Source organism: Roseinatronobacter sp. NSM (genome assembly GCF_052379845.1).
GTDB lineage: Bacteria > Pseudomonadota > Alphaproteobacteria > Rhodobacterales > Rhodobacteraceae > Roseinatronobacter.
In genome coordinates this window covers 188,583-211,548 of record NZ_JBQTCF010000002.1, presented here as the reverse complement: position 1 = coordinate 211,548, position 22,966 = coordinate 188,583, and the positions used below count along the sequence as shown (strand labels likewise).

Sequence of the window (22,966 nt, the reverse complement as noted above, 5' to 3'; positions counted from 1 at the left end):
AGGGGCAGTATGCCCCCCTACCCCGCTGGCGTTGACGACACGCCTACATGGGCGGGGCGCAGCAATTGTTCATACAGTTTGAACCCGTCCGCCATGACCTGAATGATCTGGCCTGCCTTGAAATCCGGCACGGGCGCTTCAAACATCGCCTGATGCTGATGCGGGTCGAACATGTCCCCCACTTCGGGGCTTATACGTTCCACACCATGCTTTTGCATCACATTGGTCAATTCGCGCAGCGTCAGTTCAACCCCTTCGACCAACCCCCCAGCCGCGCTGCGTGTCTCATCTGTAACCGCATTCAACGCACGCGCCAGGTTGTCATAAACCGGCAGAATGTCGCGCGCGATTTTGGACCCGCCATAAAGCTGCGCATCGCGGCGGTCTTTTTCGGCGCGTTTGCGGCTGTTCTCGGCCTCTGCCAGGGCGCGCATCATACGGTCGCGCATTTCATCGCGTTCGGTGCGCAGTTTTTCCAGCTCTGCTTCAAGCGCCAGATAGGGGTCCTCCTCCTGCGAGGTATCGGCCGCATATGCTGCGGCTTGATCTTGTGAAAATTCCGCTTCGGTTTCCGGATGCAGTGTCGGTTTCGGCTCGGCCATCTTTTTCTTTCCTTCACTCTGCCTGCCGGTCGGACAGTATCCGCCCGACAAGCTGCGCAGTATAATCCACAATCGGCACAATCCGCCCGTAATTCAGCCGTGTTGGGCCAATCACGCCGACAGCGCCGATAATCTTGCGTTCTGCGTTCATATAAGGGGAAACGACCAGACTTGAACCCGTCAGCGAAAAAAGTCTGTTTTCTGCCCCGATAAAAATGCGCACGCCTTCGCCCTGTTCTGTCAGTTCCAGAAACTCCGCAATATCGCGCTTGCGCTCCAGATCATCGAACAGGGTCCGAATGCGGTCGATATCTTCAGTGCCGGCCCCGTCGTCAAGCAGATTCGCGCGCCCGCGCACGATCAGGCGTTCTTGCGGCTCCCCCTCATTTTCCCACACTGCCAGACCCTGTTCCACCAGACTGGCGGCAAGCCCGTCAATTTCCCGCCGGTTGCGGCTGATTTCACGGCGAAACCGCGCCAACAGCTGCGGCACGCTGGCCCCGTCCACCATGGAATTCAGGTAATTTGCAGCCTCCCTCAAGGAGGAAGGCGTCAGGCCGCGCGGCGGGGTGAACACGCGGTTTTCAACATGACCATCCACGAAAACCAGCACAACCAGGGCCCGGTCAGGCGCAAGGCTGACAAATTCGATATGGCGCAGCGCCGCTTCATGTTTGGGCGACAACACCAATGACGCGCCCTGCGTCACCCCGCTTAGCGCGCCGCCCACTGCATCCAGCAAACTGCCGACGTCGCGTTCATTGCTGCCCATGGTGCTGTCAAGTTTCGCGCGGTCGGCATTGTCCAGCGGGGCCACTTCCAGCAGCGAATCGACAAACAACCGCAAGCCCAGATTTGTGGGCACCCGCCCGGCTGACACATGCGGACTGCCCAACAACCCCAGATATTCCAGATCCTGCATGACATTGCGCACTGTTGCGGCGGACACTTTCTCGCTCATGTCGCGGGTCAGGCTGCGCGAACCGACCGGCGCCCCCGTCCCCAGATAGGATTCCACCACCCTGCGAAACACCTCTCGAGAGCGGTCATTCATTTCTGACAGAAGTTCAGCAGCGTTTCGGGTTTCAGGCATAGGCCACCTTATGGCGGATACAGGTTAAGGACAGCATAAATCGACTTGAAAACAGCGCATAATTCAAGGGGTATCAGGCTTGCACACGGGCTATGCGTCCTTGTATGCGTGACGTGAAACAGGAAAGGACACCGCCATGCGCCCCTCTGGACGTGACTTAGACACTTTGCGCGAAATTTCAATCGAACCCAATGTTACCAAACACGCCGAAGGGTCATGCCTGATCACAATTGGCGACACCAAGGTAATTTGCACCGCATCCCTGGAAGATCGCACACCGCCCTTTTTGCGCAACACGGGTCTGGGTTGGGTGACGGCAGAATACGGCATGCTGCCGCGGTCCACGAATACCCGCATGCGCCGCGAATCCGCATCTGGCAAGCAACAAGGAAGAACTGTTGAAATTCAACGCCTTATCGGGCGATCCTTGCGCGCCTGTGTGGACCGTTCCGCGCTGGGTGAACGCCAGATCACTGTTGATTGCGATGTCATTCAGGCCGATGGCGGCACGCGCTGCGCGGCCATCACTGGCGGCTGGGTCGCCCTGCGGCTGGCGGTAAACAAGCTGTTGAAAGCAGGCGATGTTGTGTCAGACCCCATTACGGACCATCTGGCCGCTGTCAGTTGCGGCATCTATGCAGGCCAGCCCGTGCTGGATCTGGATTATGCCGAAGACAGCAGCGCAGGCGTTGACGGGAACTTCATTCTGCTGGGGTCTGGTCGGCTGGTCGAGGTGCAGATGAGTGCGGAAGGCGCCACTTTTTCCCGCGCGGAAATGAACACCCTGATGGACCTTGCCGAAAAAGGCGTCAGTGAACTGGTCGCAGCGCAGAAAGCCGCCATCGCATGAGGGCGTTTTCCGAAACCACCTTGCTGGTGGCAACCCATAACGCTGGCAAGCTGGAGGAATTTCGCCAGATCATGGGGCCGTTGGGTATTTCGGTAACATCCGCCGCAGAACACGACCTGCCCGAACCTGCGGAGACGGAAACCAGTTTTATCGGCAACGCGCGGATCAAGGCACATGCCGCCGCGCAAGCCACTGGCCTGCCCGCGCTGGCGGATGATTCCGGGCTGGAAGTTGTGGCGCTGGACGGTGCCCCCGGTGTTTACACTGCCGACTGGGCCGAAACCCCGAATGGGCGCGATTTCATTATGGCGATGGAAAAAACCCACGCCAAGCTGGCGGAATGCGGCGCGCCCCAACCCTGGCGGGCGCGGTTTTGTTGCACGCTGGTTCTGGCCTGGCCAGATGGCCATGATGAGGTGTTTGAAGGCTTTGTGAATGGCCAGCTTGTCTGGCCCTATCGTGGCCAGACCGGCCACGGATACGACCCCATGTTCCAACCAGACGGCAAATCCCGCACCTTTGCGGAAATGACGTTCGAGGAAAAAAACGCGCTTTCCCATCGCGGCGCAGCCATCGCCGCCCTTTTGAAAGGATGTTTCACGTGAAACGCATCTCTACCGGGTCCCCGTTTGAAAAGACCATGGGCTATAGCCGCGCGGTGGTCAAAGGGGATTGGTGTTTTGTCTCCGGTGTGACCGGCTATGATTATGCCACCATGACCATGCCCGACAACGTGGCCGATCAAGCGCGCAATTGTTTCGCCACCATCGCCAAGGCGCTGGCCGAAGGCGGCTTTGCGATGGATGATATTGTGCGCGTGCAATACACCCTGACCGATGCCGCATTGCTGGACGCCTTGCTGCCCGCATTAGGCGAAGCGATGGGCGACATTCGCCCCGCCGCCACAATGGTTATCGCTGGTCTGATCAAGCCCGAAATGCTGGTCGAAATCGAAGTTACCGCCCTGAAAGGCTAATCATGCAAGACTGGCAGAATGGCGGCTTCGGCCTGTATATTCATTGGCCCTTCTGCCAGTCGAAATGCCCCTATTGCGATTTCAACAGCCATGTTGCTGCGCATATAGACCAGCGCGCCTGGGCTGCGGCCTATCTGTCAGAGATTGACCGCATCGCCGCTGAAACTGATGGCCGCCTGCTGAACACTGTTTTCTTCGGCGGCGGCACCCCCAGCCTGATGGACCCCGAAACTGTGGCCGCCCTGCTGGACCGCATCCGCACCCGCTGGACCATCGCCAATGATTTCGAGGTGACATTGGAAGCGAACCCGTCATCGGTCGAGGCTGGCCGTTTTCGCGCCTATGCGGCTGCGGGCGTAAACCGCATTTCCATGGGCATTCAAGCCCTGAATGACACGGATCTTGCGCGCCTTGGCCGCCTGCATTCCGTGGCCGAGGGGCGCGCCGCGTTTGACATTGCCCGCGCTGCGTTCAACCGCGTCAGTTTTGACCTGATCTATGCGCGGCAGTTCCAGACATTGGCGCAATGGCACGATGAGCTGACACAGGCGCTCTCAATGGCGGTCGACCATCTGTCGCTTTATCAGCTGACCATCGAACCCGGCACCGCATTTGGCGCGCGCCACGCCAAGGGCGGGCTGAAGGGCCTGCCGGATGACGACATTTCTGCCGATATGTATATGATAACGCAGGAAATCTGCGATACGCATGATATGCCCGCCTATGAAGTGTCGAACCACGCCCGCGACGGCGCGCAATCCCGGCATAACCTGATTTACTGGCGCTATGGTGATTATGCGGGCATTGGGCCGGGCGCCCATGGGCGGCTAAGCACCGGCACTGCCCGCGTTGCGACACAAACGCCGCTGCACCCGCAAACATGGCTGGAGCAAGTTAACACCAAAGGCCACGGCGAAAACGCGCGCCAAACCATTCCGCGTGATGAACAGGCGTTGGAATATCTGATGATGTCCCTGCGCCTGTCAGAAGGGACGGATATTAAGCGGTATCAAGAACTTGCGGGATGCGACTTACCACAAAACCGCATCGATTCGCTGGTTGCAGACGGGTTCCTGCGCCAAACCGCTGACCGAATTGCAGCAACACCAACAGGGCGCCCGATTTTGAACGCCCTGCTGCGCGAATTGCTTATACAATAGGGTTTCCCAAGATTTTGCACAGGCGGTCCATCTCCTCGATGGAACGATACTTGATCACAACATGCCCCTTGCCGCCGCCATCATAGCTTATGTCGACTGGCAATTTCAGCGCAGCAGACAAATCGTTCTGCAAGGCAATCAGATCAGCGTCTTTGTCATTCTTGCGTGCAGCAGGCTTCTTGCCGGGGGTGGTGTCCGGCTTTTTGACCAATGCTTCAGTCTGGCGCACACTTAACCCCTCTGCGACGACCTTGCGCGCAAGCGTGGACGGCAGGTCAGCGGTGATAAGCGCCCGCGCATGACCGGCACTTAACCGCCCGTCACGCAACATGCCCTGCACGTCATCGGGCAAGTTCAACAGCCGCATCAGGTTTGCAATATGGGAGCGGCTTTTGCCCATCGCTTCGGCCAGTTTTTCCTGAGTGTGGCCGAAACGCTCAATCAATTGGCGATAGCCCATCGCTTCTTCTACTGGGTTCAGGTCAGCGCGTTGGATGTTTTCAATAATAGCAATTTCCAACACCTCTGTGTCGGTAAAATCCCTAATGATTACCGGAACTTCATGAACCTGCGCCCGCTGTGCCGCCCGCCAGCGCCGTTCCCCGGCGATAATTTCGAACTTGTCGCCCTTTGGCCGCACGATCAGCGGCTGGATAACCCCTTTTTCCTTGATCGAGGCCGCAAGTTCAGCCAGGGCAGTGTCGTCAAAATGTCTGCGCGGCTGGTCCGGGTTGGGGATCAGGTTTTCAACCGGCATAAGCTGGTCCCTGCCCCGCGCTTCGGTCACGGGTTCACTTTGCGCAGTTGCGGCAACATCGGCCATCAATGCGGATAATCCGCGCCCCAGTCCGCGGCGTTCTGGCCTGCGTTCATTCATGAAACTGCCCTTTCCTTCAGGGTTTTGTTATGTTTTTCCAGCAATTCGACCGCAAGCTGTCGATACGCCAGCGCCCCTTTTGACTGCGTATCGTAACGCAAAACAGGCACAGCATAGGACGGGGCTTCGCTTATGCGGACGTTGCGCGGGACAATGGTCTTGAACACCAGATCGCCCAAATTGCCGCGCGCATCTTCCTCAACCTGCTGCGCCAGATTGTTCCGCTTGTCATACATCGTCAGCAAAATGCCCTCAATGCGCAGCTGAGGATTGGCCGTGTCGCGCAATTCACGGATCGTCAGCATAAGCTGGGACAGCCCTTCGAGTGCGAAAAATTCGGCCTGCAACGGTACCAGAACCGAATGCGACGCAACCATCGCATTGACCGTCAACAAACTTAGCGATGGCGGGCAATCAATCAGAATGAAATCAAAGCCTTCGTGAATAATATCTGGCTGGCGCAACGCATCATGCAACAAATGTGACCGACGCGCGCGCGACATCAATTCAATATCTGCTGAAGACAGGTCAGTTGTGGCCGGAACAAGGCATAAACCGTCCTGTTCAGTCTGGACGATGATTTTGCCAGCAGCAACTTCCGCAAAAATCAGGTCATAGGTCGTATATTTCCGCGCTCCGGGCTCAACCCCCAACCCGGTGGATGCATTACCCTGCGGGTCCAGATCAATCAAAAGGGTTTTCATGCCCTGCTCTGCCAAGGCGGCGGCAAGATTGATCGCCGTCGTCGTCTTACCTACCCCGCCCTTCTGGTTGGCAATCGCAATGATTCGGGTGGTTCCAGATTTAGACACGCGAAAGCTCCTTTATCGCTAGAAGGCGTGCGGCCGGATCAGTTTGACTGATATGCGATACAAGCTTAAACATCCAGTCCACGCGGGCAGTGGCAAGTTCTTCTTCCCATGTTTTGCCCTTTGGCAAAAGCGCTATTCCGCCATCAGCAAGGTGGCGGTCAACCCAAGCCAACAGTTGGGGCAACGGGGCCAATGCACGGGCAGAAACAATTTCGGCATTTTGCACCGGCACATCCTCTGCCCTGATGGGCAATACATCAATTTGCAATGCCAATTCCCGCGCTGCAACCATCAGAAATGCAGATTTGCGCTTGTCGCTTTCAACCAACGTAAAGCGACATTCCGGCATATGTTCCGTGGCCAATATTGCGCAAACCACCCCCGGCAAGCCGCCGCCAGACCCCAAATCAACCCAATGCCGGGCATCTTTGGGCGCCAGCGCGAAAACCTGCGCCGAATCCTCAATATGACGCTGCCAAAGGTTTGGAATTGTCGCTGGCGCCACAAGATTTATCTTGCTGTTCCATTTCGTAAGCAGGCGGACAAACCCATCCAGCCGGTCCAGTGTTTCACGTGAAACAGGAATACCCGCAACCACTGCCCCTGTCATGCCGACATACGCTTTTCATGCTGCTGAATGCGCGACAACAACAGCACCAACGCCGCCGGCGTCATGCCTTCAATTCTTGCAGCATGCGCCAGCGTTTCAGGGCGCGCGCGCCCCAGTTTCCCCACCAGTTCATTCGACAAACCACTAACGCTGCCAAAGTCAAAACCCTGCGGGAAGCGCCGGTTTTCATCTGCTTTTATGGCCCGAATCTGCGCGTCCTGACGTTGTAGATACGCGTCATAGACCATCTCTTTTTCCAGCTGAGCTTTGGTTGCAGGGTCAATATCCGCCAATTCTGGCGCCAAAACTTCCAGTGCAGCAAAGTCAAAACCCGACAAACCCAGCAGCGTTAGCGCATCGCGTTTTGTTCCGTCTTCACTAACCTTATGTCCCTGCGCATTCAATTGACGAGAGGTGAAGGACACCGCGCGCATCTTATCGCGGGCATCCTCGAGTCGCGCAACCTTGTCAAGGAAGGCCGCTCTGCGCCCCTCGGATACACAACCAAGTTGCAGCCCAACAGGGGTCAGACGTTGGTCGGCATTGTCAGCGCGCAACGACAGCCTGTATTCCGCCCGCGATGTGAACATACGGTAAGGTTCAGCAACGCCGCGCAAAATAAGGTCATCGATCATGACGCCAATGTAGCTATCCGTCCTGCTAAAGCTGACAGCGTCGCGCCCTTGGGCATACAATGCCGCGTTCAGCCCGGCTACCAAGCCCTGCGCGCCAGCTTCTTCATACCCTGTCGTGCCATTGATTTGACCGGCCAGGTAGAAACCTTGCGTTTCCTTCAGCTGCAAGCTGGACTTCAGCGCGCGCGGATCAAGATAATCATACTCAATAGCATAGCCAGGTTGAATGAGGCGCACATTTTCCAAGCCCCGAATTGTGCGGACATACGCTTCCTGAACCTCGGCGGGTAGCGATGTGGAGATGCCGTTGGGATACACCGTATCGTCGTTCAACCCTTCGGGTTCCAGAAAAACCTGATGCGACGCCTTGTCAGAAAAGCGGGTGATCTTGTCTTCTATTGATGGGCAATAACGCGGTCCCACACCTTCGATCTGGCCGCTATACATGGCGGAACGGGACAGGTTTTCACGCACAATATCATGCGTTTGTGTGTTTGTGTGTGTGATTGCGCATGAAATTTGCGGTGCAATGACCTGCGTTGTTTGAAACGACAGGAATTCAGGCGCATCATCACCAGGTTGCGATTCCAGTTGGTCCCATGCAATTGTTTTCCCGTCCAGTCGCGGCGGGGTTCCGGTTTTCAACCGTCCCATAGGCAGGCCAAGACCACGCAATTGTTGCGCAAGGACACTGGACGCTGCATTGCCCATGCGACCAGCCGGATAGGTCAAATCACCGATAAACACCTTTCCACCAAGGAACGTGCCCGTTGTCAGAACCACCGATCTGGCGTACACATCACTTTCACCATTCAGCGTAGCACCCGTAACCGCGCCACCATGCATCAATAGCGCGGTCACTTCTGCTTCAATAACATCCAGTCCCGGCATGGCCAAAACTTCTTGCCCGACAAAGGCGCGATATCGCTTGCGGTCTGCCTGAACGCGCGGCCCCTGCACAGCTGGCCCCTTGGACCGGTTCAACAGCCTGTATTGAATGGCAGCGTAATCACCGGCGCGCGCCATGATACCATCAAGCGCGTCAATTTCCCGGACAAGGTGGCCTTTTCCAAGGCCGCCAATCGCGGGATTACAGGACATAACGCCCAGATCATCCTTGCGAAATGTCACAAGTGCGGTTCGCGCCCCCATACGCGCCGCCGCCATCGCTGCTTCGGTTCCGGCGTGACCCGCGCCAATAACGATGACATCATATTGTTTCACGTGAAACACCCCTATTTGCCGATACAGAAGGAACTGAAAATATCCCCCAGCAGATCTTCGACATCAATTTTGCCGATCAAAGAATCAAGCGCGTTGATCGCCTGCCGAATATCTGCAGCCAGTAACTCTGCGATATAATCCCGCATTGAGAGTTTATCAATCGCGTCAGTCAATGCCGATTGCGCAGACAACATCGCTTGTAAATGCCTGCGCCGCACGGTGACGCCATCGCGCGCGACACGGCCAGACAGTTCGACCCTGATTCTGGCAAGAAGGTCGTCAACCCCCTGACCTGTGATACCAGACACGCCGCCCTCTTGCGAAGGGTAAAGATCAGCCTTGCTGAACAGGACAATATCACCCGGAGCAATACCAACCGGTGGTGGTGCACCCGGAGAATCACATAATATAAGCCGCATGTCGGCAGCTTTTGCGCGCTTTTGCCCGCGTTCAATCCCAATAGCTTCTATCTGCTCATCCGTGGCGCGCAATCCTGCGGTGTCCAGCAGCGTCACAGCGAAACCGCCAATATCCATACGCAGCTCGATAACGTCGCGGGTTGTGCCCGCAATCTCAGAGGTGATGGCCGCATCGCGCCCCGCAAGCGCATTCAGCAATGTCGATTTTCCAGCGTTCACAGACCCGATAATCGCAATTTCAAAGCCAGTTTGCACACGTTCGCGCGCCCCCTGCCCTGCGATTTCGGACTGAAGCTGTTCTTGCACAGCCTGCAGTTCGGTCAGTATCTGGGCATCCCAGTTTCCAACATCTTCTTCCACAAAATCAATGCTGGCTTCAACCAGCGCGGCAGCCTTTAGCAAATGCCCGCGCCATTGCGTCACCAACTTGCCGATTGCCCCGTCCAGCACGCGCAAGGCTTGCCGCCGCTGGCTTTCTGTCTCGGCCTCCAGCAGGTCACCAAGCGCTTCTACCTGGGTCAGGTCCATGACGCCATTTTCAAGCGCCCTGCGGGTAAATTCACCAGGCTTTGCCATGCGCAGACCGTGATCTTCGGCAAGGCAGGTTTCAACGGCAGTCACTGTTGCCAGACTGCCATGAACCATGAATTCCACAACATCTTCGCCAGTGAAACTGTGACCCGCCGCGAAGCAAATGACCAACCCCTGATCCAGCAATTCGCCATTGGCATCATATAATTTACGCAAACTGGCCTGCCGCAGCGGCGGCGCACGGCCAGCGATAGCGCGCGCCACATCATGGGCGCGCGGACCGGACACACGAATAACAGCAACGCCCGATTTTCCGCGGGCAGAGGCCAGCGCGAAAATCGTATCCATTGCCGCCCCCCTATGTGTTCATTGAATCGAAGAAATCGCTGTTGGTCTTGGTTTGTTTCAACTTCGATATCAGGAATTCAATCGCGTCAGTGGTCCCCATCGGGTTCAGAATACGGCGCAAAACAAAGGTTTTTTGCAGGTCAATTTTCTCGACCAACAGTTCCTCTTTCCTTGTGCCAGATTTCAGAATATCGATGGCAGGGAAAACGCGCTTGTCGGCAACCTTGCGATCCAGCACAATTTCACTGTTGCCGGTGCCTTTGAATTCCTCAAAAATCACTTCATCCATGCGCGACCCTGTATCAATCAGGGCGGTGGCAATGATGGTCAGCGAACCACCTTCTTCGATATTGCGCGCTGCCCCAAAGAAGCGCTTGGGGCGCTGCAGGGCGTTCGCGTCAACCCCCCCTGTCAAGACCTTGCCAGAGCTGGGCACGACAGTGTTGAACGCGCGTCCAAGCCGCGTGATCGAATCCAGCAAGATGACCACATCGCGCTTATGCTCAACAAGGCGCTTGGCCTTCTCAATGACCATTTCAGCCACGGCAACGTGGCGCGTCGCGGGTTCATCAAAGGTGGAAGCAATCACCTCACCCTTTACCGACCGCTGCATGTCGGTCACTTCTTCCGGCCGTTCATCAATCAACAAAACGATCAGGTAACATTCGGGATGATTTTTTTCGATGCTGTGGGCGATGTTTTGCAGCAGAACGGTTTTACCTGTGCGAGGTGGGGCCACGATCAATGCGCGCTGGCCCTTGCCCAAAGGTGACACGATGTCAATAATCCGGGCCGAACGGTCCTTGGTGGTGGGATCGCTGGTTTCCATCCACAGGCGTTCATCGGGGTAAAGCGGCGTCAGGTTGTCAAAATGGACCTTATGGCGGGCCTTGTCGGGGTTGTCGAAATTGATCTGGGTGACTTTGGTAATGGCAAAGTAACGCTCATTCTCGGCGGGTGCCTGAATCTCCCCCTCAATCGTGTCACCGCTGCGCAACGAATACTGGCGGATCATTTCCGGGGAAACGTAAATATCATCTGGACCGGGCAGGTAGTTCGCTTCGGGGGAACGCAGGAAACCGAATCCATCTTGCAACACTTCAATGACGCCATCGCCGTAAATGGTCCAGCCTTCTTCGGCGCGTTCCTTCAGAATTGAAAACATCATTTCGCCCTTACGCATGGACGGGGCGTTTTCAATTTCCAGGTCTTCCGCCATGGACAGCAGTTCTGCCGGGCTTTTCGCCTTCAGATCAGCCAGATTAAGGCTTCCTGCTTCTTCCAGGTCAAATTCTGAATCGGGGGTCATGACGTCAGACATGGCAAATCCTGATTGCCCACAACCCTTGAACAAGGGCACGCGGCAGCAAAAGTATGGTGTGTTTCACGTGAAACGCTATCGCCGGACGGCAAAGCAACTTCGCCATACATCGAATTAACGCAAGAGTCAATCTGCCTAGAATTTCACAACAACAGACAGAACGATAATCACCATCAGCACAGTGGGCACTTCATTCATCATGCGGTAATTCCGGCCAGTCAGGGTATTTTCCCCCGTCGCAAAAATGCGACGCCGACGTGCGCACCACATATGAAACCATGTCATCCCCAGAAGCGCTGCGAATTTACTGTAAGGCCAGACTGCGCCCATATCCAGCACCCAAGGCATTGTTGCCAGCGTAAGCCCGGAAAGCCACGCAACAATCATGGCGGGATTCATGATAACACGCAGCAGCTTCAGTTCCATGGTTTCAAACACGCTGCCCATGCCCGGCGCATCGTTACCGCGTTCAACATGGTAGACGAACAAACGTGGCAAATAAAACAGGCCCGCCATCCAGCTGATGACGGCCATAATATGTAATGCTTTGATCCAAGGATAGAGGGTAGACAGCATGCCGGGGCCTTTCAATCTGCTGCCTACTAATAAATTAAGAAATATAGAAAGGAAATGATGTTGTTAGTAGGGCCTGTTGATATGGGGATAAGATTGTTATCCACACTTATATACACAGGCAGTGCGCTGACGATCCGCTGACAGAAAACAGAATATTCATTTTAAGACAAAAGGTTAACTTAGAACAAAAACAGAATATCATCGAGGGGTAAAAGTCGGAAAATACTTATCCACAGCGTTGGTTTTCATATTTCCACATGTGGGCTTTTGCCAATGATGCCTTGCATGGTAGTGGGTAAACTGACAGCACAGCCGCCAGAACGGGGTTACGCAGATCTTGTTATGCGGTTTGGCAGCGGGATTCACACAGGGTTATCCACATGAACATTATTTTGGCCTCTGGTTCCAGCACACGCGCGCAGATGCTGCGCAATGCAGGCCTGACACTGGACGTGCGCCCTGCCCGCGTCGATGAAGCCGCGATCACCGATGCCCTGATGCTGGATGGTGCCAGCCCGCGCGACATTGCGGATGCATTGGCAGAAAGCAAGGCGCGAAAAGTTGCTGCGCGCTGGCCGGAAGCTTGGGTGTTGGGCTGTGACCAGGTCTTGTCGATCAAGGGCGCGTGTCTGCAAAAGCCACAAACCCCCGAGGAAGCGCATGCCCAGTTACAGCAATTGCGCGGCCAGACCCATCAGCTTTTGTCCGCTGCGGTAATCTATCAAGGGGGGGGGCCTGTCTGGCGGCATGTGGGCGTCGCGCGGTTGACGATGCGGCAGTTTTCCGACAGCTTTCTGGACAGCTATGTGACGCGCAACTGGCCCGGTATATCCGAATCCGTGGGCGCGTATAAACTGGAAGAAGAAGGTGTGCGGCTATTTGCGCAGGTTCAGGGTGATTATTTCACTATACTTGGTCTGCCCCTGCTGGAAGTGCTGAACTACCTGTCCTTGCGCGGAGTGATTGAGGGATGAGCAAGATACCATTGGCGGGCGTTATTGGCAGTCCGGTCGGGCACAGCAAATCCCCGCTGGTGCATGGGTCATGGCTGCAGGAATATGGGCTGCGTGGGCATTATGTGCCCCTGCATGTAGAATCCGGCAGCTTGGAAGCTGTATTGCGTGCCATGCCGCATATGGGGTTTGTGGGGGCGAATGTGACTATTCCCCACAAGGAGCAGGTGCTTGCGCTGGCAGATGACGTGTCGCCTGTTGCTGCGCGGATCGGGGCCGCAAATACCCTGACATTTGGGCCGGACGGGCGCATTCACGCGGATAATACTGACGGTTACGGGTTTTTGGCGAATTTGCGTCAATCCGCCCCGGACTGGGTTGCGGAACGGGCGCCGGCGCAGGTGCTGGGGGCTGGCGGCGCGGCGCGGGCCATCATTGTGGCGTTGCTGGATGCGGGGGTGCCAGAATTGCGGCTGACCAATCGCACAAGGGCACGCGCGGAGGGGCTGGCGCGCGAATTTGGCGCGCAAGTGGTTGTGCAGGATTGGTCGGACCGCGTGCAGGGGCTGGAAGAACTGGGCCTGCTGGTGAATACATCGTCGTTGGGAATGGTGGGAAACCCTGCGTTGGACATGCCGCTTGACGGGTTGGCACAGGATGCGCTGGTCACCGATATTGTCTATACGCCGCTGATGACCGGCCTGTTGGAACAAGCGCAGGCCCGTGGAAACCCCGTTGTTGACGGGTTGGGGATGTTGTTGCATCAGGCCGTGCCGGGGTTTGAACGCTGGTTTGGGCACAGGCCGGACGTGACCGAAGGTTTGCGCAGGCTGGTGCTGGGCCAATGACGCCTTATGTTCTGGGCCTGACCGGGTCCATCGGGATGGGAAAATCGACCACTGCACAAATGTTCCGTGACGAAGGCGTGCCAGTGTGGGACGCAGACGCGGCAGTGCATGCACTCTATGCACGGGGCGGCGCAGCGGTGGCGCCAGTGGGCGCGCTATGCCCCCAGGCAGTGGTGGATGGCGCGATTGACCGCGCCCAGTTAAAGCGCTGGATTGCGCAGGACAGCACCGCCTTGCAGCGATTGGAAGGCGTGGTGCACCCGCTGGTCGCCGCTGACAGGGCCGCGTTTATCGCGGCGCGTGCGGATGCCCCTTTGGTGGTGCTGGATGTGCCGCTGCTGTTGGAAGGGGGCAGTGCCGTTGACGGGGTGCTGGTTGTCACTGCCCCGCCAGATGTGCAACGCGCCCGCGTGCTGGCGCGTGATGGTATGACAGTGGAACAGTTCGACATGATACGGTCGCGCCAGATGCCGGATGCGGAAAAACGCGCGCGCGCGGATTTCATTATTGAAACGGTTGATATGGACAGCGCCCGCGCTGCTGTGCGCGATGTGATTGCAAAACTGGGGGCAAGTGATGCGTGAACTGGTCATGGATACTGAAACCACAGGGTTTGAACCCAGCGAAGGGCACCGGATTGTCGAAATCGGTGTGGTTGAACTGGTCAATCTGATGCCCACGGGGCGCACCTATCACCAATATATCAACCCAGAACGCCCCATGCCCAAGGAAGCGTTTGACGTGCATGGGCTGGGGGATGAGTTTCTGCGCGATAAGCCCGTGTTCAAGCATATTGTGCAGGATTTTCTGGCTTTTATCGGGGATGACCGGTTGGTGATCCATAATGCCAGTTTTGACATGCGGTTTATCAATGCCGAACTGGGTTGGCTGAACCTGCCGCCCCTGCCCAATGACCGCGCGTTTGATACGCTGACTTTGGCGCGCAAGAAGTTTCCCGGCTCGCCCGCGTCATTGGATGCGTTGTGCCGCCGCTTTGCCATCGACAATTCATCGCGCACCCTGCACGGCGCGCTGTTGGACAGTGAAATTCTGGCCGAAGTGTATCTGGAACTACTGGGCGGGCAACAGCCGGATTTCGGGCTAAGTTCATCATCCGGCAGTGCCAGCGCCAACCAGTCCCGCCAGCCGCTGCCCAAACGTCCAAGCCCCCTGCCCCCGCGCCTGAGCGAGGATGAGCGCGCCGCGCATGCAGCTTTTGTGCAGGCTATGGGGGATGGGGCGATCTGGCGGAAATATGGGGGGTGATGGCCTGAAGCTGACTTTTACAGTTGGCTGAAGCCCGCACTATCGGCAGGCCGGGGTCTGCCGATCCCACATATTAGGAATGCAGTTTATCCCGGCGGCACACTCATGACATCAATCGCTTGGCGCGCCTTCGGGTCATCGGCAGGCCGCGGGATGGCCCGCCGATGGCGCGGCGGCCTGCGGCCTTTGCTCCGCGCCTTGGGTGACTGCTTCAGGCCAGAACCAATCATTTTGCGGCGCGTTTCCTACCTAGCTATCACACCCAGCGCGCGAAGGGCGGCAGTGACATCAGCACCGCGTCCGGGTCATGGCCCGTTTGCAGCCCGAATTTCGTGCCCCGGTCATAGACAAGGTTATATTCCGCATACAGCCCGCGATGGATAAGCTGCGTTTCCTTGTCGGCATTTGTCCATTCCATATTTCTGCGGCGTTCCACCTGCGCCAGAAAGGCGGGCAAAAACGCGCGCCCCACATCCTGCGTGAAGGCAAAATCCGCGTCCCAGTCCCCTGTGCAATGATCATCATAGAAAATGCCGCCCACGCCCCGCGCGCGTTTGCGGTGCGGGATGAAGAAATAGTCATCCGCCCATTCCTTGAAACGCGGATAAAGGTCTGCCCCGTGCGGGTCACAATACCCTTTCAGGGTGTTGTGAAAATCAGCGGTGTCATCAGCATATTCGATGCAGGGATTCAGGTCGGACCCGCCGCCAAACCACCAGCCCCCCGGTGTCCAGAACATGCGCGTATTCATGTGCACAGCGGGGACATGAGGGTTTTGCATATGGGCCACAAGGGAAATGCCGCTGGCCCAGAAACGGGGGTCTGCCTCCAGTCCCGGAATTTCCTTGCGGGCTGTCAGGGACCGCTGCGCGGCATCGCCCAGGTGCCCGTAGACCTGCGACACGTTCACGCCCACTTTCTCAAACACACGGCCATTGCGCATCACACTCATCAAGCCGCCGCCTGCGTCCTGCCCGTCTGGACCGCTGCGGCTGGTTTCGCGCAGTTCAAACCGCCCGGCTGGATGGTCGGACAGGGGGCCTGTTATGTGGGTATCCTCAACCGCCTCAAAAGCGGTCACGATCTGATCGCGCAATTCGCGGAACCATGCCGCAGCAACGGATTTTCGGGTATCAAACGGGTCGGTCATGGCGCGTCCTTATTTCGGGTCTGCTGGGGTTATAGCGCGGCAAGCAAGGTTTCACACCGTGCAACATAGGCGGATCGGGCTTCGGCCGGGGGGCGCAGATGCAGGGACAGGGTTGCGGCCAGGTCCGGATCGGGGCGCCCGAAGAAGCGGTTTGCCTCGGTCACGGAAAACCCCGCTATCTGCGTTGCTTCCAACCATGCCGACAGTTTGTCAGCGGCCTTGATGCGGCGTTTTATATGTGTAGGCAATTTGGCAGGCAGGCCAAAACGAATATGAATTGCCGCTGCCAACCTGTCATCCAGCGCGCCATATTCCGGCCCGACAGCGGCCTTGACCGGCGAGATCATGTCGCCAATAACGTATTCAGGCGCGTCATGCAGTAATGCCGCCAGTTGCCAGCGCGGTTCGGGCTTGGCGGATGCGCGGGTGAAGATTTCTTCGACCAGCAGCGAATGTTCGGCCACGCAATAGGGCCAGTCACCCTGCGTCTGGCCATTCCAGCGCGCCACGAAGGCAAGGCCGTGGGCGATGTCTTCCAACTCGATATCAACAGGTGTCGGGTCCAGCAGGTCAAGCCTGCGGCCAGACAGCATTCTTTGCCAGGCGCGGGGTGGGGGCATGCAGTCCTCTTGCTTTTGTTTGACATAGGACAGGGCGCGCAAACTGGCAAGCGGGGCTTGGCAGTGCAGGCGCTGCACGGCATAACTTGTGCTATTCACGCAGGAGGGGTGCTGATGCAGATCAAGGGACATATGGCCATTGTTACAGGTGGCGGCAGCGGTTTGGGCGCGGCTACAGCGCGCCATCTGGCCGCGCTAGGCGCGGAAGTGGCGATTTTCGATTTCGATGTGGCGCGCGGGGGGGCTGTTGCGGCAGAAATCGGGGGCCGCGCCTATCAAGTGGATGTGTCCGATGCCGCGCAAGTGGGCAAAGCCGTTGCGCAGGCCGTGCAGGACGGGCGCGGGCAGTTGCGCGCGGTTGTGAATTGTGCGGGCATTGGTCTGGCCGCGCGCGTGGTCAACCGCGATGGCACCCCGTCAACGGACCTGTTTGAACGCGTGATCCGCGTGAACCTGATTGGGTCGTTCAACGTCATGGCGCATGGTGCGGCGGTCATGCAGGCGCTGGACCCGCTGGACGGGGGCGAACGGGGTGTGGTGATCAACACATCCTCGGCGGCATGGCAGGACGGGCAAGTGGGGCAAGCGGCCTATGCTGCGTCCAAGGGCGGCATTGCCGCGCTATGCTTGCCAGCGGCGCGGGATTTCGCGCGCGCGGGTATTCGCTGCATGGCCATTGCGCCGGGTCTGTTCCGCACACCCATGATGGAAAGCCTGCCTGACGAAACCACTGCTGCCATTACAGCAAACATTCCGTTCCCCGCGCGGTTGGGCGACCCAGCCGAATATGCGCTGATGGTGGAGCAAATCATTGAAAACCCGTATTTGAACGGCACCACCATCCGGCTGGATGGCGCGACCCGCCTGCCCCCGAAATAGGCATGGGCCTTGCCGTCTGGCGGGGCGGGCATTCCAGCGCTGGCATTGCCCGCACAAAGGCGGTATCGCTTCACATGTGCAACGCAGGGGGCAGGTTTGGATATTCGCGCGTTACTTATGGGCCTTGCCTTTGCGTTCATGTGGTCTTCGGCGTTTACATCGGCGCGCATGATTGTGGCGGATGCGCCGCCCATGCTTGCGCTGTCGCTGCGGTTCCTGATATCGGGGCTGATTGGCATAGCCATCGCGCGCGCACTGGGCCAAAGCTGGCACCTGACGCCCGCGCAATGGCGTGCGACATTCATCTTCGGGCTGTCGCAGAATGCGCTGTATCTGGGCCTGAATTTCATTGCCATGCAAACGATTGAAGCTTCGCTTGCCGCCATCATTGCGTCCACCATGCCGCTATTGGTAGCGCTGGCAAGTTGGCTGGTCTTGGGGGAGCGTTTGCGCCCGCTGGCGGTGGGGGGGTTGTTTGCCGGGTTTGCCGGTGTGGCCATCATCATGGGTGCGCGCCTGTCTGGCGGGGTTGACCTGTTTGGGTTGCTATTATGCGTGGCGGGCGTGGTCGCGCTGACGGTTGCAACCCTGTCGGTGCGCGGGGCGTCGGCCAGTGGTGGCAATTTGCTGATGATCGTGGGGCTGCAAATGCTGGTGGGGTCCGCGATCCTGATTGGCCCCGCGCTGGCGTTCGAAAGTTTCGAGGTGAACTGGACATGGCAACTGGTGGGGGCGTTCACTTACACGGTGCTGGTGCCCGGTCTGGCCGCGACATGGGTGTGGTTCTTGCTGGTGGCGCGCATTGGCGCGGTTCGCGCCGCAACCTATCACTTCCTGAACCCGTTTTTCGGGGTGGCTGTTGCGGCCTTCTTGCTGTCCGAGGCGCTGGGCCTGTTTGACCTGCTTGGCGTCGTGGTCATCATGGCTGGTATTCTGGCGGTGCAGCGGTCGCGCGTGGTTATGCGCAATGCTGGTCAAACACCGCCCGTGCCCGACCCCATACCCCCGCGCTAAGGTCATCCAGCGCCAGCAAATGCGGCAGCAGTTGCGCGGCGAAATCTTGCGAGGACTCGATCGGCAGCAGCGATGGCAAGTTGTCAATCGCCATCACGTCCAGAACGGGATCAGTTGCCACCCGCACCACCGGCGCGGTCCAGTCCGTGGCGCGGTCATACACCTTCACGGGTGAAAATTCCGATGTGGGGTCGCAGGCAATATCGCCAATGACGCGCAGTTTACGCGGGGCGTTGCGTGCATCCGCAGGCACGAAAACCGGCGTCTGCGGGCTGGCCAGGATGCAGTTCAGGAATATGCCATGGTCCAGAACTTCCGGAAACGGGCCGCCATGCGCGGTTTCTGCCACGTCCCAGCGTGTGATACTGGCCCCTGCGGCGGCGCACAGATCACCCGCACCCGTGCCCACGCGCCCCAATGCGCCGATGATCAAAACGCGTGGTGGTTCCATCCCTGCCAGCGCGTCTGTGACCGCATGTGCCATGGCGTGCCGGTCGTCGAAACGCGCAACCGCCGCGCAAATTCGCCCGCGCGCCTGCGCAGCATAGGCCAGCAGCGACACAGCCGCCCCCGCATAGCCCGCCCAATAGCCAAATGCCGCGACACGGCGGCCCTGATCATTGGTCAGATATTCCAGATCATACAGCACCCCCCCGCCTGCCTTGAACCGCGCCAGCAGGCGCTGGCCGGCAGGCTGGCCCTTGAAGGCGTGCCCGAACATGATGTGACAATGGCGCAGGGGGCTGTTATCTTCCGGCAGTTCTTTTAGCCCGAAGATGATGGCATCGCGCGGCGCATCAGGCCAGCTGCCGAACGGGGCAGGGTCAGCGCCTGCGGTCAGATAGGGCGCAAGCGGCAAGGCGCGGCAGGGGCTGTCCTCGATGGTGACGCGAAACCCCTGTGCAACCAGCGCGGCAACACCGTCTGCGGTAATGCCTACGCGGTCTTCTTGCGGGCGCTGTTCTGCGCGGACCCAAAGATGTGTCATGTCAGGTCCTTTGCGAATGTCCGGTCCAGAATGGCTTGCAATTCATCCCTGTCTGTCGCGGTGAAGGCATCAGCCAGGTCGCTGTCAATGTCGAACACGGCAATAAGCTGGCCGTCGCGGTTACGCACTGGCAGCACCAGTTCGGACAAGGTGCTGCTGGAACAGGCAATGTGGTCCGCGAAAGCGTGAACATCCGCGACAAGCTGCGCCTGACCACTGCGTGCGCAGGCGCCGCATACGCCACGCGAAAACGGGATGACCAGACAGCCATGCCCGCCCTGATACGGGCCGATTTTCAGCATCTCGGGTGCAGTGACACGGTAAAACCCGGTCCAGTTGAACCGTGCGTCACTGTGGTGCACTTCACAAGCAAGGGTCGCCATCAGTGCGACCATGTCGGTTTCGCCTTCGGTCAGCGCAGCTATGCGTTGCGAAAGTGCCGCGTAATCAAGCATTATCGAACCTTTCCAATGTGCAGAAGCATGGGCATAGCCCAGTGCTTCGCGCCCGCGTCCCCCCTCGATGGGGGGCAAGGGCGCCCCCCTTTGCCTGCTTAACCGCGTTCAATGGCAATTGCCGTCCCCTCGCCACCACCAATGCAGATTGCCGCAATTCCGCGTTTCAAACCGTGGCGTTCCAGCGCGTTCAACAGCGTCACTATAATTCGCGCGCCTGACGCGCCGATCGGGTGTCCCAGCGCGCAGGCCCCGCCATTCACATTCACCACATCGCGCGGCAGTCCCATTTCGCGCATGAAGGCCATGGGCACCACGGCAAAGGCCTCATTCACCTCCCACAGGTCGACATCGGACACTTGCCAACCCAGTTGGTCCAACAGCTTGCGTGCGGCGGGCACGGGGGCTGTGGTAAACCAGCCGGGGGCCTGTGCGTGGCTGGCATGGCCGCAAATCCAGCCGCGCGGCGGCAGGCCCAATGCCTTGGCGGTGGTGGAGGATGCAAGCGCCAGCGCCGCAGCGCCATCCGATATGCTGGATGAATTGGCCGCTGTTACAGTGCCGCCCTTGCGGAAAGCCGGTTTAAGAAGGGGTATCTTGTCGGGGCGCGCGGATCTTGGTTGTTCATCGTCCAGCACCACCTTGTCCCCGTCGCGTGATGTCACGGTAACAGGCGCGATTTCACGCTCGAAAGCCCCGTTTTCCATGGCGCTTAGCGCGTTTGACAGCGATTCCAGTGCGTATCTGTCCTGATCCTCACGGTTGAACCCGAAATGTGCGGCGCAATCCTCTGCGAAACTTCCCATCAGGCGGCCTGTCTCATAGGCATCTTCCAGTCCGTCAAGGAACATATGGTCCAGCACCTGCCCATGGCCCAGCCGCGCGCCAGCGCGCATTTTCGGCAACAGATAGGGCGCAAGGCTCATGCTTTCCATGCCGCCGGCCAGAATGACACCCGCCTGCCCCAGCGCGATCTGGTCATGCGCAACCATCGCCGCCTTCATGCCGGAACCGCACATTTTGTTCAGGGTGGTTGCGGGCACATCCTGCCCCAGACCTGCGGCAAACCCCGCTTGGCGCGCGGGCGCCTGCCCTTGTCCTGCGGGCAATACGCAGCCCATAAGCAGTTCCTGCACGGCTGCGCCATCTTGCAGGCCCGCATCGCGCAATGCGCCCGAAATTGCCGCCCCGCCAAGCTTTGCGGCCGGAACCTGCGCAAACACGCCTTGCAGGCCGCCCATTGCAGTGCGTGCCGCACCCAGAATTGCCACCTTGCTCATCGTGCTTGCCCCCTGCCTATTCCGGTCTTTGACAACTTCTTGGTAATCTTTGCCGCCTAATCTTGCGATAGGCAATGAAAAGGAAGCACGTCACATGCAATTTTCAATTGGGCAATCAGCGGGGGCGTTGGTTATCGATGTTCTGGAAACGCGCCTTGATGCGGCGGTCGCGCTGGCCTTCAAGGATGCGATCAGAAGTGCAACAGCACACCCCGGAAGCCCCGTTATTCTGGGACTGTCAAATGTTGAATTCATGGACAGTAGCGGACTGGGCGCAATCGTTGGCGCCATGAAACTGCTGGGGCCGGAACGCCCGCTGGAACTTGCTGCGCCAAGTCCCGGCGTCATGAAGGTATTTCGCCTGACCAGAATGGACACGGTGTTCCGTATTCATGACAGCCTTCCTGACGTGAACGGGCTTTCTGCTGCGGAATAACAGGGTCCTACCGGACAGGGTAACGCCGCGCAGGGGCATGGACATCTGTAGTGGCTGAAAATGGACAACAACATGAAGCTTGTGATTGAAACCGAAAGCAGTCTTCTAAAAATCAGGGAAGTCCTTGAGGCGGTTGACGTATTCCTGAAAGAAAACGCAACACACCCGCAATTGCATGACGATCTTGCATTGGTGCTTGCAGAAGTTTGCAGCAATATCGCCCGCCATGCATACGGACATGATCACGGGAAAATAACTTTGCACCTGTCACTGGTTGGGGATGGTGTGGAATGTCTGGTCAGGGATCATGGCGTTGAATTCAACCCCCTGGCCCAGGACGACATGCCGCCTGACCCCGACGCGCTTTGCGAAGGCGGATATGGCTGGTTTCTGATCAAGGAATTGACGCGAGACCTGCAGTATTCGCGCAAGATGTCTGAAAATATCCTGGGGTTTTTCGTCCCTGGCACCCCGTTGGCACCTGTTGCCGATGGTGCAATCACAACCGAACTGCCCCCAGTGTGATATTCCGGTAATCTTGGCATAGGGGAAATGCGCAACGCCAAGGTGGCCGGGTCTTCTGTCCCGGCTCTAGTTCATGTGAATCTGTAGTGGATAGCTTCCTTCGCGGAAGTCCCCGAACAATTCATGTAAATCGGGGTGCTCCAAGGGCTGGCCGGAATCGTCCAGAACAAGGTTTTGTTCGGACACATAGGCGACATAAAAACTCTCGTCGTTTTCTGCCAGCAAATGGTAGAAGGGTTGGTCCTTGCGTGGGCGGCTATCTTCGGGAATGGCATCATACCATTCTTCCGTATTGGAAAATGCGGGATCCACATCAAAAATCACGCCGCGAAACGGGTGCTTTCGATGGCGCACGATCTGGCCCAGATGATATTTTGCGTTTCGTTTGTCCAATATGAACCTCCGTCTGCGTTTTAGCTTAAAATTAACACATCTGTCCATGGGCAGAGAGGCGAATCATGGAAACAAACTGTTGGTTTCCACGCGACAAACCAGTGTGCAATGCGCCCTTGCACCGC

Annotated in this window: 27 protein-coding genes; 12 read left to right on the top strand and 15 right to left on the bottom strand. The window is 58.0% G+C overall.

The window, feature by feature from the left end; all coding sequences use genetic code 11:
* Positions 1-17: 17 nt before the first annotated feature.
* Both ACTZWY_RS02230 and hrcA read right to left on the bottom strand, forming a co-directional pair.
* Complete coding sequence (locus tag ACTZWY_RS02230) at positions 18-602, bottom strand: nucleotide exchange factor GrpE (RefSeq protein WP_444789036.1); 585 nt, start codon at positions 600-602, stop codon at positions 18-20.
* A gap of 13 nt (positions 603-615) precedes the next feature.
* Positions 616-1,695, bottom strand: coding sequence for a heat-inducible transcriptional repressor HrcA (gene hrcA, locus ACTZWY_RS02225; protein ID WP_444789035.1), 1,080 nt, complete (start codon positions 1,693-1,695; stop codon positions 616-618).
* Positions 1,696-1,831: 136 nt separating this feature from the next.
* On the opposite strand from hrcA, the gene rph reads away from it, so the two are divergent.
* The 4 genes from rph to hemW are packed head-to-tail and all read left to right on the top strand — an operon-like array spanning position 1,832 to position 4,681.
* On the top strand, positions 1,832-2,545 hold the full coding sequence (gene rph, locus ACTZWY_RS02220) for a ribonuclease PH (RefSeq protein ID WP_444789034.1): 714 nt from the start codon (positions 1,832-1,834) through the stop codon (positions 2,543-2,545).
* Positions 2,542-3,150: an RdgB/HAM1 family non-canonical purine NTP pyrophosphatase gene (gene rdgB / locus ACTZWY_RS02215; RefSeq protein WP_444789033.1), complete on the top strand. Its 609-nt coding sequence runs from the start codon at positions 2,542-2,544 to the stop codon at positions 3,148-3,150. Before rph ends, rdgB begins: the two co-directional genes overlap by 4 nt.
* Entirely contained in the window at positions 3,147-3,521 is a 375-nt protein-coding gene (locus tag ACTZWY_RS02210; protein WP_444789032.1) for a RidA family protein, read from the top strand. Before rdgB ends, ACTZWY_RS02210 begins: the two co-directional genes overlap by 4 nt.
* Positions 3,522-3,523: 2 nt before the next feature.
* Positions 3,524-4,681 carry a radical SAM family heme chaperone HemW gene (gene hemW / locus ACTZWY_RS02205; protein WP_444789031.1) on the top strand — a complete coding sequence of 386 codons (1,158 nt, stop codon included), beginning with the start codon at positions 3,524-3,526 and terminating at the stop codon, positions 4,679-4,681.
* On the opposite strand, the gene ACTZWY_RS02200 is transcribed toward hemW, so the two are convergent.
* The 7 genes from ACTZWY_RS02200 to ACTZWY_RS02170 form a co-directional block, all read right to left on the bottom strand.
* On the bottom strand, positions 4,671-5,558 hold the full coding sequence (locus ACTZWY_RS02200; RefSeq protein ID WP_444789030.1) for a ParB/RepB/Spo0J family partition protein: 888 nt from the start codon (positions 5,556-5,558) through the stop codon (positions 4,671-4,673). The genes hemW and ACTZWY_RS02200 overlap by 11 nt on opposite strands.
* Positions 5,555-6,370 (bottom strand): ParA family protein, encoded by an 816-nt coding sequence (locus tag ACTZWY_RS02195; protein WP_444789029.1) that lies wholly within the window; start codon positions 6,368-6,370, stop codon positions 5,555-5,557. Before ACTZWY_RS02195 ends, ACTZWY_RS02200 begins: the two co-directional genes overlap by 4 nt.
* The gene (rsmG, locus tag ACTZWY_RS02190) at positions 6,363-6,980 is read right to left on the bottom strand and encodes a 16S rRNA (guanine(527)-N(7))-methyltransferase RsmG (protein ID WP_444789028.1); all 618 of its coding nucleotides are present in this window, start codon (positions 6,978-6,980) and stop codon (positions 6,363-6,365) included. Before rsmG ends, ACTZWY_RS02195 begins: the two co-directional genes overlap by 8 nt.
* On the bottom strand, positions 6,977-8,848 hold the full coding sequence (mnmG, locus tag ACTZWY_RS02185) for a tRNA uridine-5-carboxymethylaminomethyl(34) synthesis enzyme MnmG (RefSeq protein ID WP_444789027.1): 1,872 nt from the start codon (positions 8,846-8,848) through the stop codon (positions 6,977-6,979). The genes rsmG and mnmG overlap by 4 nt, the downstream gene beginning before the upstream one ends.
* A 2-nt stretch (positions 8,849-8,850) precedes the next feature.
* On the bottom strand, positions 8,851-10,137 hold the full coding sequence (gene mnmE / locus ACTZWY_RS02180) for a tRNA uridine-5-carboxymethylaminomethyl(34) synthesis GTPase MnmE (RefSeq protein WP_444789026.1): 1,287 nt from the start codon (positions 10,135-10,137) through the stop codon (positions 8,851-8,853).
* A gap of 10 nt (positions 10,138-10,147) precedes the next feature.
* The gene (rho, locus tag ACTZWY_RS02175) at positions 10,148-11,446 is read right to left on the bottom strand and encodes a transcription termination factor Rho (protein WP_444789045.1); all 1,299 of its coding nucleotides are present in this window, start codon (positions 11,444-11,446) and stop codon (positions 10,148-10,150) included.
* A gap of 147 nt (positions 11,447-11,593) precedes the next feature.
* Positions 11,594-12,034: a CopD family protein gene (locus ACTZWY_RS02170; protein WP_444789025.1), complete on the bottom strand. Its 441-nt coding sequence runs from the start codon at positions 12,032-12,034 to the stop codon at positions 11,594-11,596.
* 380 nt (positions 12,035-12,414) lie between these two features.
* Here ACTZWY_RS02170 and ACTZWY_RS02165 point away from each other — a divergent pair, with 380 nt between their 5' ends.
* Genes ACTZWY_RS02165 through dnaQ form a run of 4 tightly spaced genes read left to right on the top strand, consistent with a single transcriptional unit; the run spans position 12,415 to position 15,101 of the window.
* Complete coding sequence (locus ACTZWY_RS02165) at positions 12,415-13,008, top strand: Maf family protein (RefSeq protein ID WP_444789024.1); 594 nt, start codon at positions 12,415-12,417, stop codon at positions 13,006-13,008.
* On the top strand, positions 13,005-13,835 hold the full coding sequence (locus ACTZWY_RS02160) for a shikimate dehydrogenase (RefSeq protein ID WP_444789023.1): 831 nt from the start codon (positions 13,005-13,007) through the stop codon (positions 13,833-13,835). The genes ACTZWY_RS02165 and ACTZWY_RS02160 overlap by 4 nt, the downstream gene beginning before the upstream one ends.
* Complete coding sequence (gene coaE, locus ACTZWY_RS02155; RefSeq protein ID WP_444789022.1) at positions 13,832-14,419, top strand: dephospho-CoA kinase; 588 nt, start codon at positions 13,832-13,834, stop codon at positions 14,417-14,419. The genes ACTZWY_RS02160 and coaE overlap by 4 nt, the downstream gene beginning before the upstream one ends.
* Positions 14,412-15,101, top strand: coding sequence for a DNA polymerase III subunit epsilon (gene dnaQ / locus ACTZWY_RS02150; RefSeq protein WP_444789021.1), 690 nt, complete (start codon positions 14,412-14,414; stop codon positions 15,099-15,101). The genes coaE and dnaQ overlap by 8 nt, the downstream gene beginning before the upstream one ends.
* 256 nt (positions 15,102-15,357) lie before the next feature.
* On the opposite strand, the gene hemF is transcribed toward dnaQ, so the two are convergent.
* Positions 15,358-16,251: an oxygen-dependent coproporphyrinogen oxidase gene (hemF, locus tag ACTZWY_RS02145; RefSeq protein ID WP_444789020.1), complete on the bottom strand. Its 894-nt coding sequence runs from the start codon at positions 16,249-16,251 to the stop codon at positions 15,358-15,360.
* 29 nt (positions 16,252-16,280) lie between these two features.
* Positions 16,281-16,871 (bottom strand): HD domain-containing protein, encoded by a 591-nt coding sequence (locus ACTZWY_RS02140; protein WP_444789019.1) that lies wholly within the window; start codon positions 16,869-16,871, stop codon positions 16,281-16,283.
* A 114-nt stretch (positions 16,872-16,985) separates the two neighbouring features.
* Here ACTZWY_RS02140 and ACTZWY_RS02135 point away from each other — a divergent pair, with 114 nt between their 5' ends.
* Positions 16,986-17,750: an SDR family NAD(P)-dependent oxidoreductase gene (locus tag ACTZWY_RS02135; protein ID WP_444789018.1), complete on the top strand. Its 765-nt coding sequence runs from the start codon at positions 16,986-16,988 to the stop codon at positions 17,748-17,750.
* Positions 17,751-17,846: 96 nt separating this feature from the next.
* Positions 17,847-18,764 (top strand): DMT family transporter, encoded by a 918-nt coding sequence (locus ACTZWY_RS02130; RefSeq protein ID WP_444789017.1) that lies wholly within the window; start codon positions 17,847-17,849, stop codon positions 18,762-18,764.
* On the opposite strand, the gene ACTZWY_RS02125 is transcribed toward ACTZWY_RS02130, so the two are convergent.
* The 3 genes from ACTZWY_RS02125 to ACTZWY_RS02115 all read right to left on the bottom strand — a co-directional run bounded on the left by ACTZWY_RS02125 (position 18,709) and on the right by ACTZWY_RS02115 (position 21,487).
* The gene (locus ACTZWY_RS02125; RefSeq protein WP_444789016.1) at positions 18,709-19,752 is read right to left on the bottom strand and encodes a saccharopine dehydrogenase; all 1,044 of its coding nucleotides are present in this window, start codon (positions 19,750-19,752) and stop codon (positions 18,709-18,711) included. The genes ACTZWY_RS02130 and ACTZWY_RS02125 overlap by 56 nt on opposite strands.
* On the bottom strand, positions 19,749-20,207 hold the full coding sequence (locus ACTZWY_RS02120; protein WP_444789015.1) for a GAF domain-containing protein: 459 nt from the start codon (positions 20,205-20,207) through the stop codon (positions 19,749-19,751). Before ACTZWY_RS02120 ends, ACTZWY_RS02125 begins: the two co-directional genes overlap by 4 nt.
* Positions 20,208-20,305: 98 nt before the next feature.
* Positions 20,306-21,487, bottom strand: a complete 1,182-nt coding sequence (locus ACTZWY_RS02115) for an acetyl-CoA C-acyltransferase (RefSeq protein WP_444789014.1) — start codon at positions 21,485-21,487, stop codon at positions 20,306-20,308.
* A gap of 94 nt (positions 21,488-21,581) precedes the next feature.
* Between ACTZWY_RS02115 and ACTZWY_RS02110 the strand changes: the two genes are divergently transcribed.
* Positions 21,582-21,923: an STAS domain-containing protein gene (locus tag ACTZWY_RS02110; protein ID WP_444789013.1), complete on the top strand. Its 342-nt coding sequence runs from the start codon at positions 21,582-21,584 to the stop codon at positions 21,921-21,923.
* A gap of 72 nt (positions 21,924-21,995) precedes the next feature.
* A complete protein-coding gene (locus tag ACTZWY_RS02105) occupies positions 21,996-22,448 on the top strand; it encodes an ATP-binding protein (protein ID WP_444789012.1) in 453 nt (150 codons plus the stop codon).
* 66 nt (positions 22,449-22,514) lie between these two features.
* Here ACTZWY_RS02105 and hspQ read toward each other — a convergent pair whose 3' ends face one another.
* Entirely contained in the window at positions 22,515-22,841 is a 327-nt protein-coding gene (gene hspQ, locus ACTZWY_RS02100) for a heat shock protein HspQ (RefSeq protein ID WP_444789011.1), read from the bottom strand.
* Between the last annotated feature and the right edge of the window lie 125 nt (positions 22,842-22,966).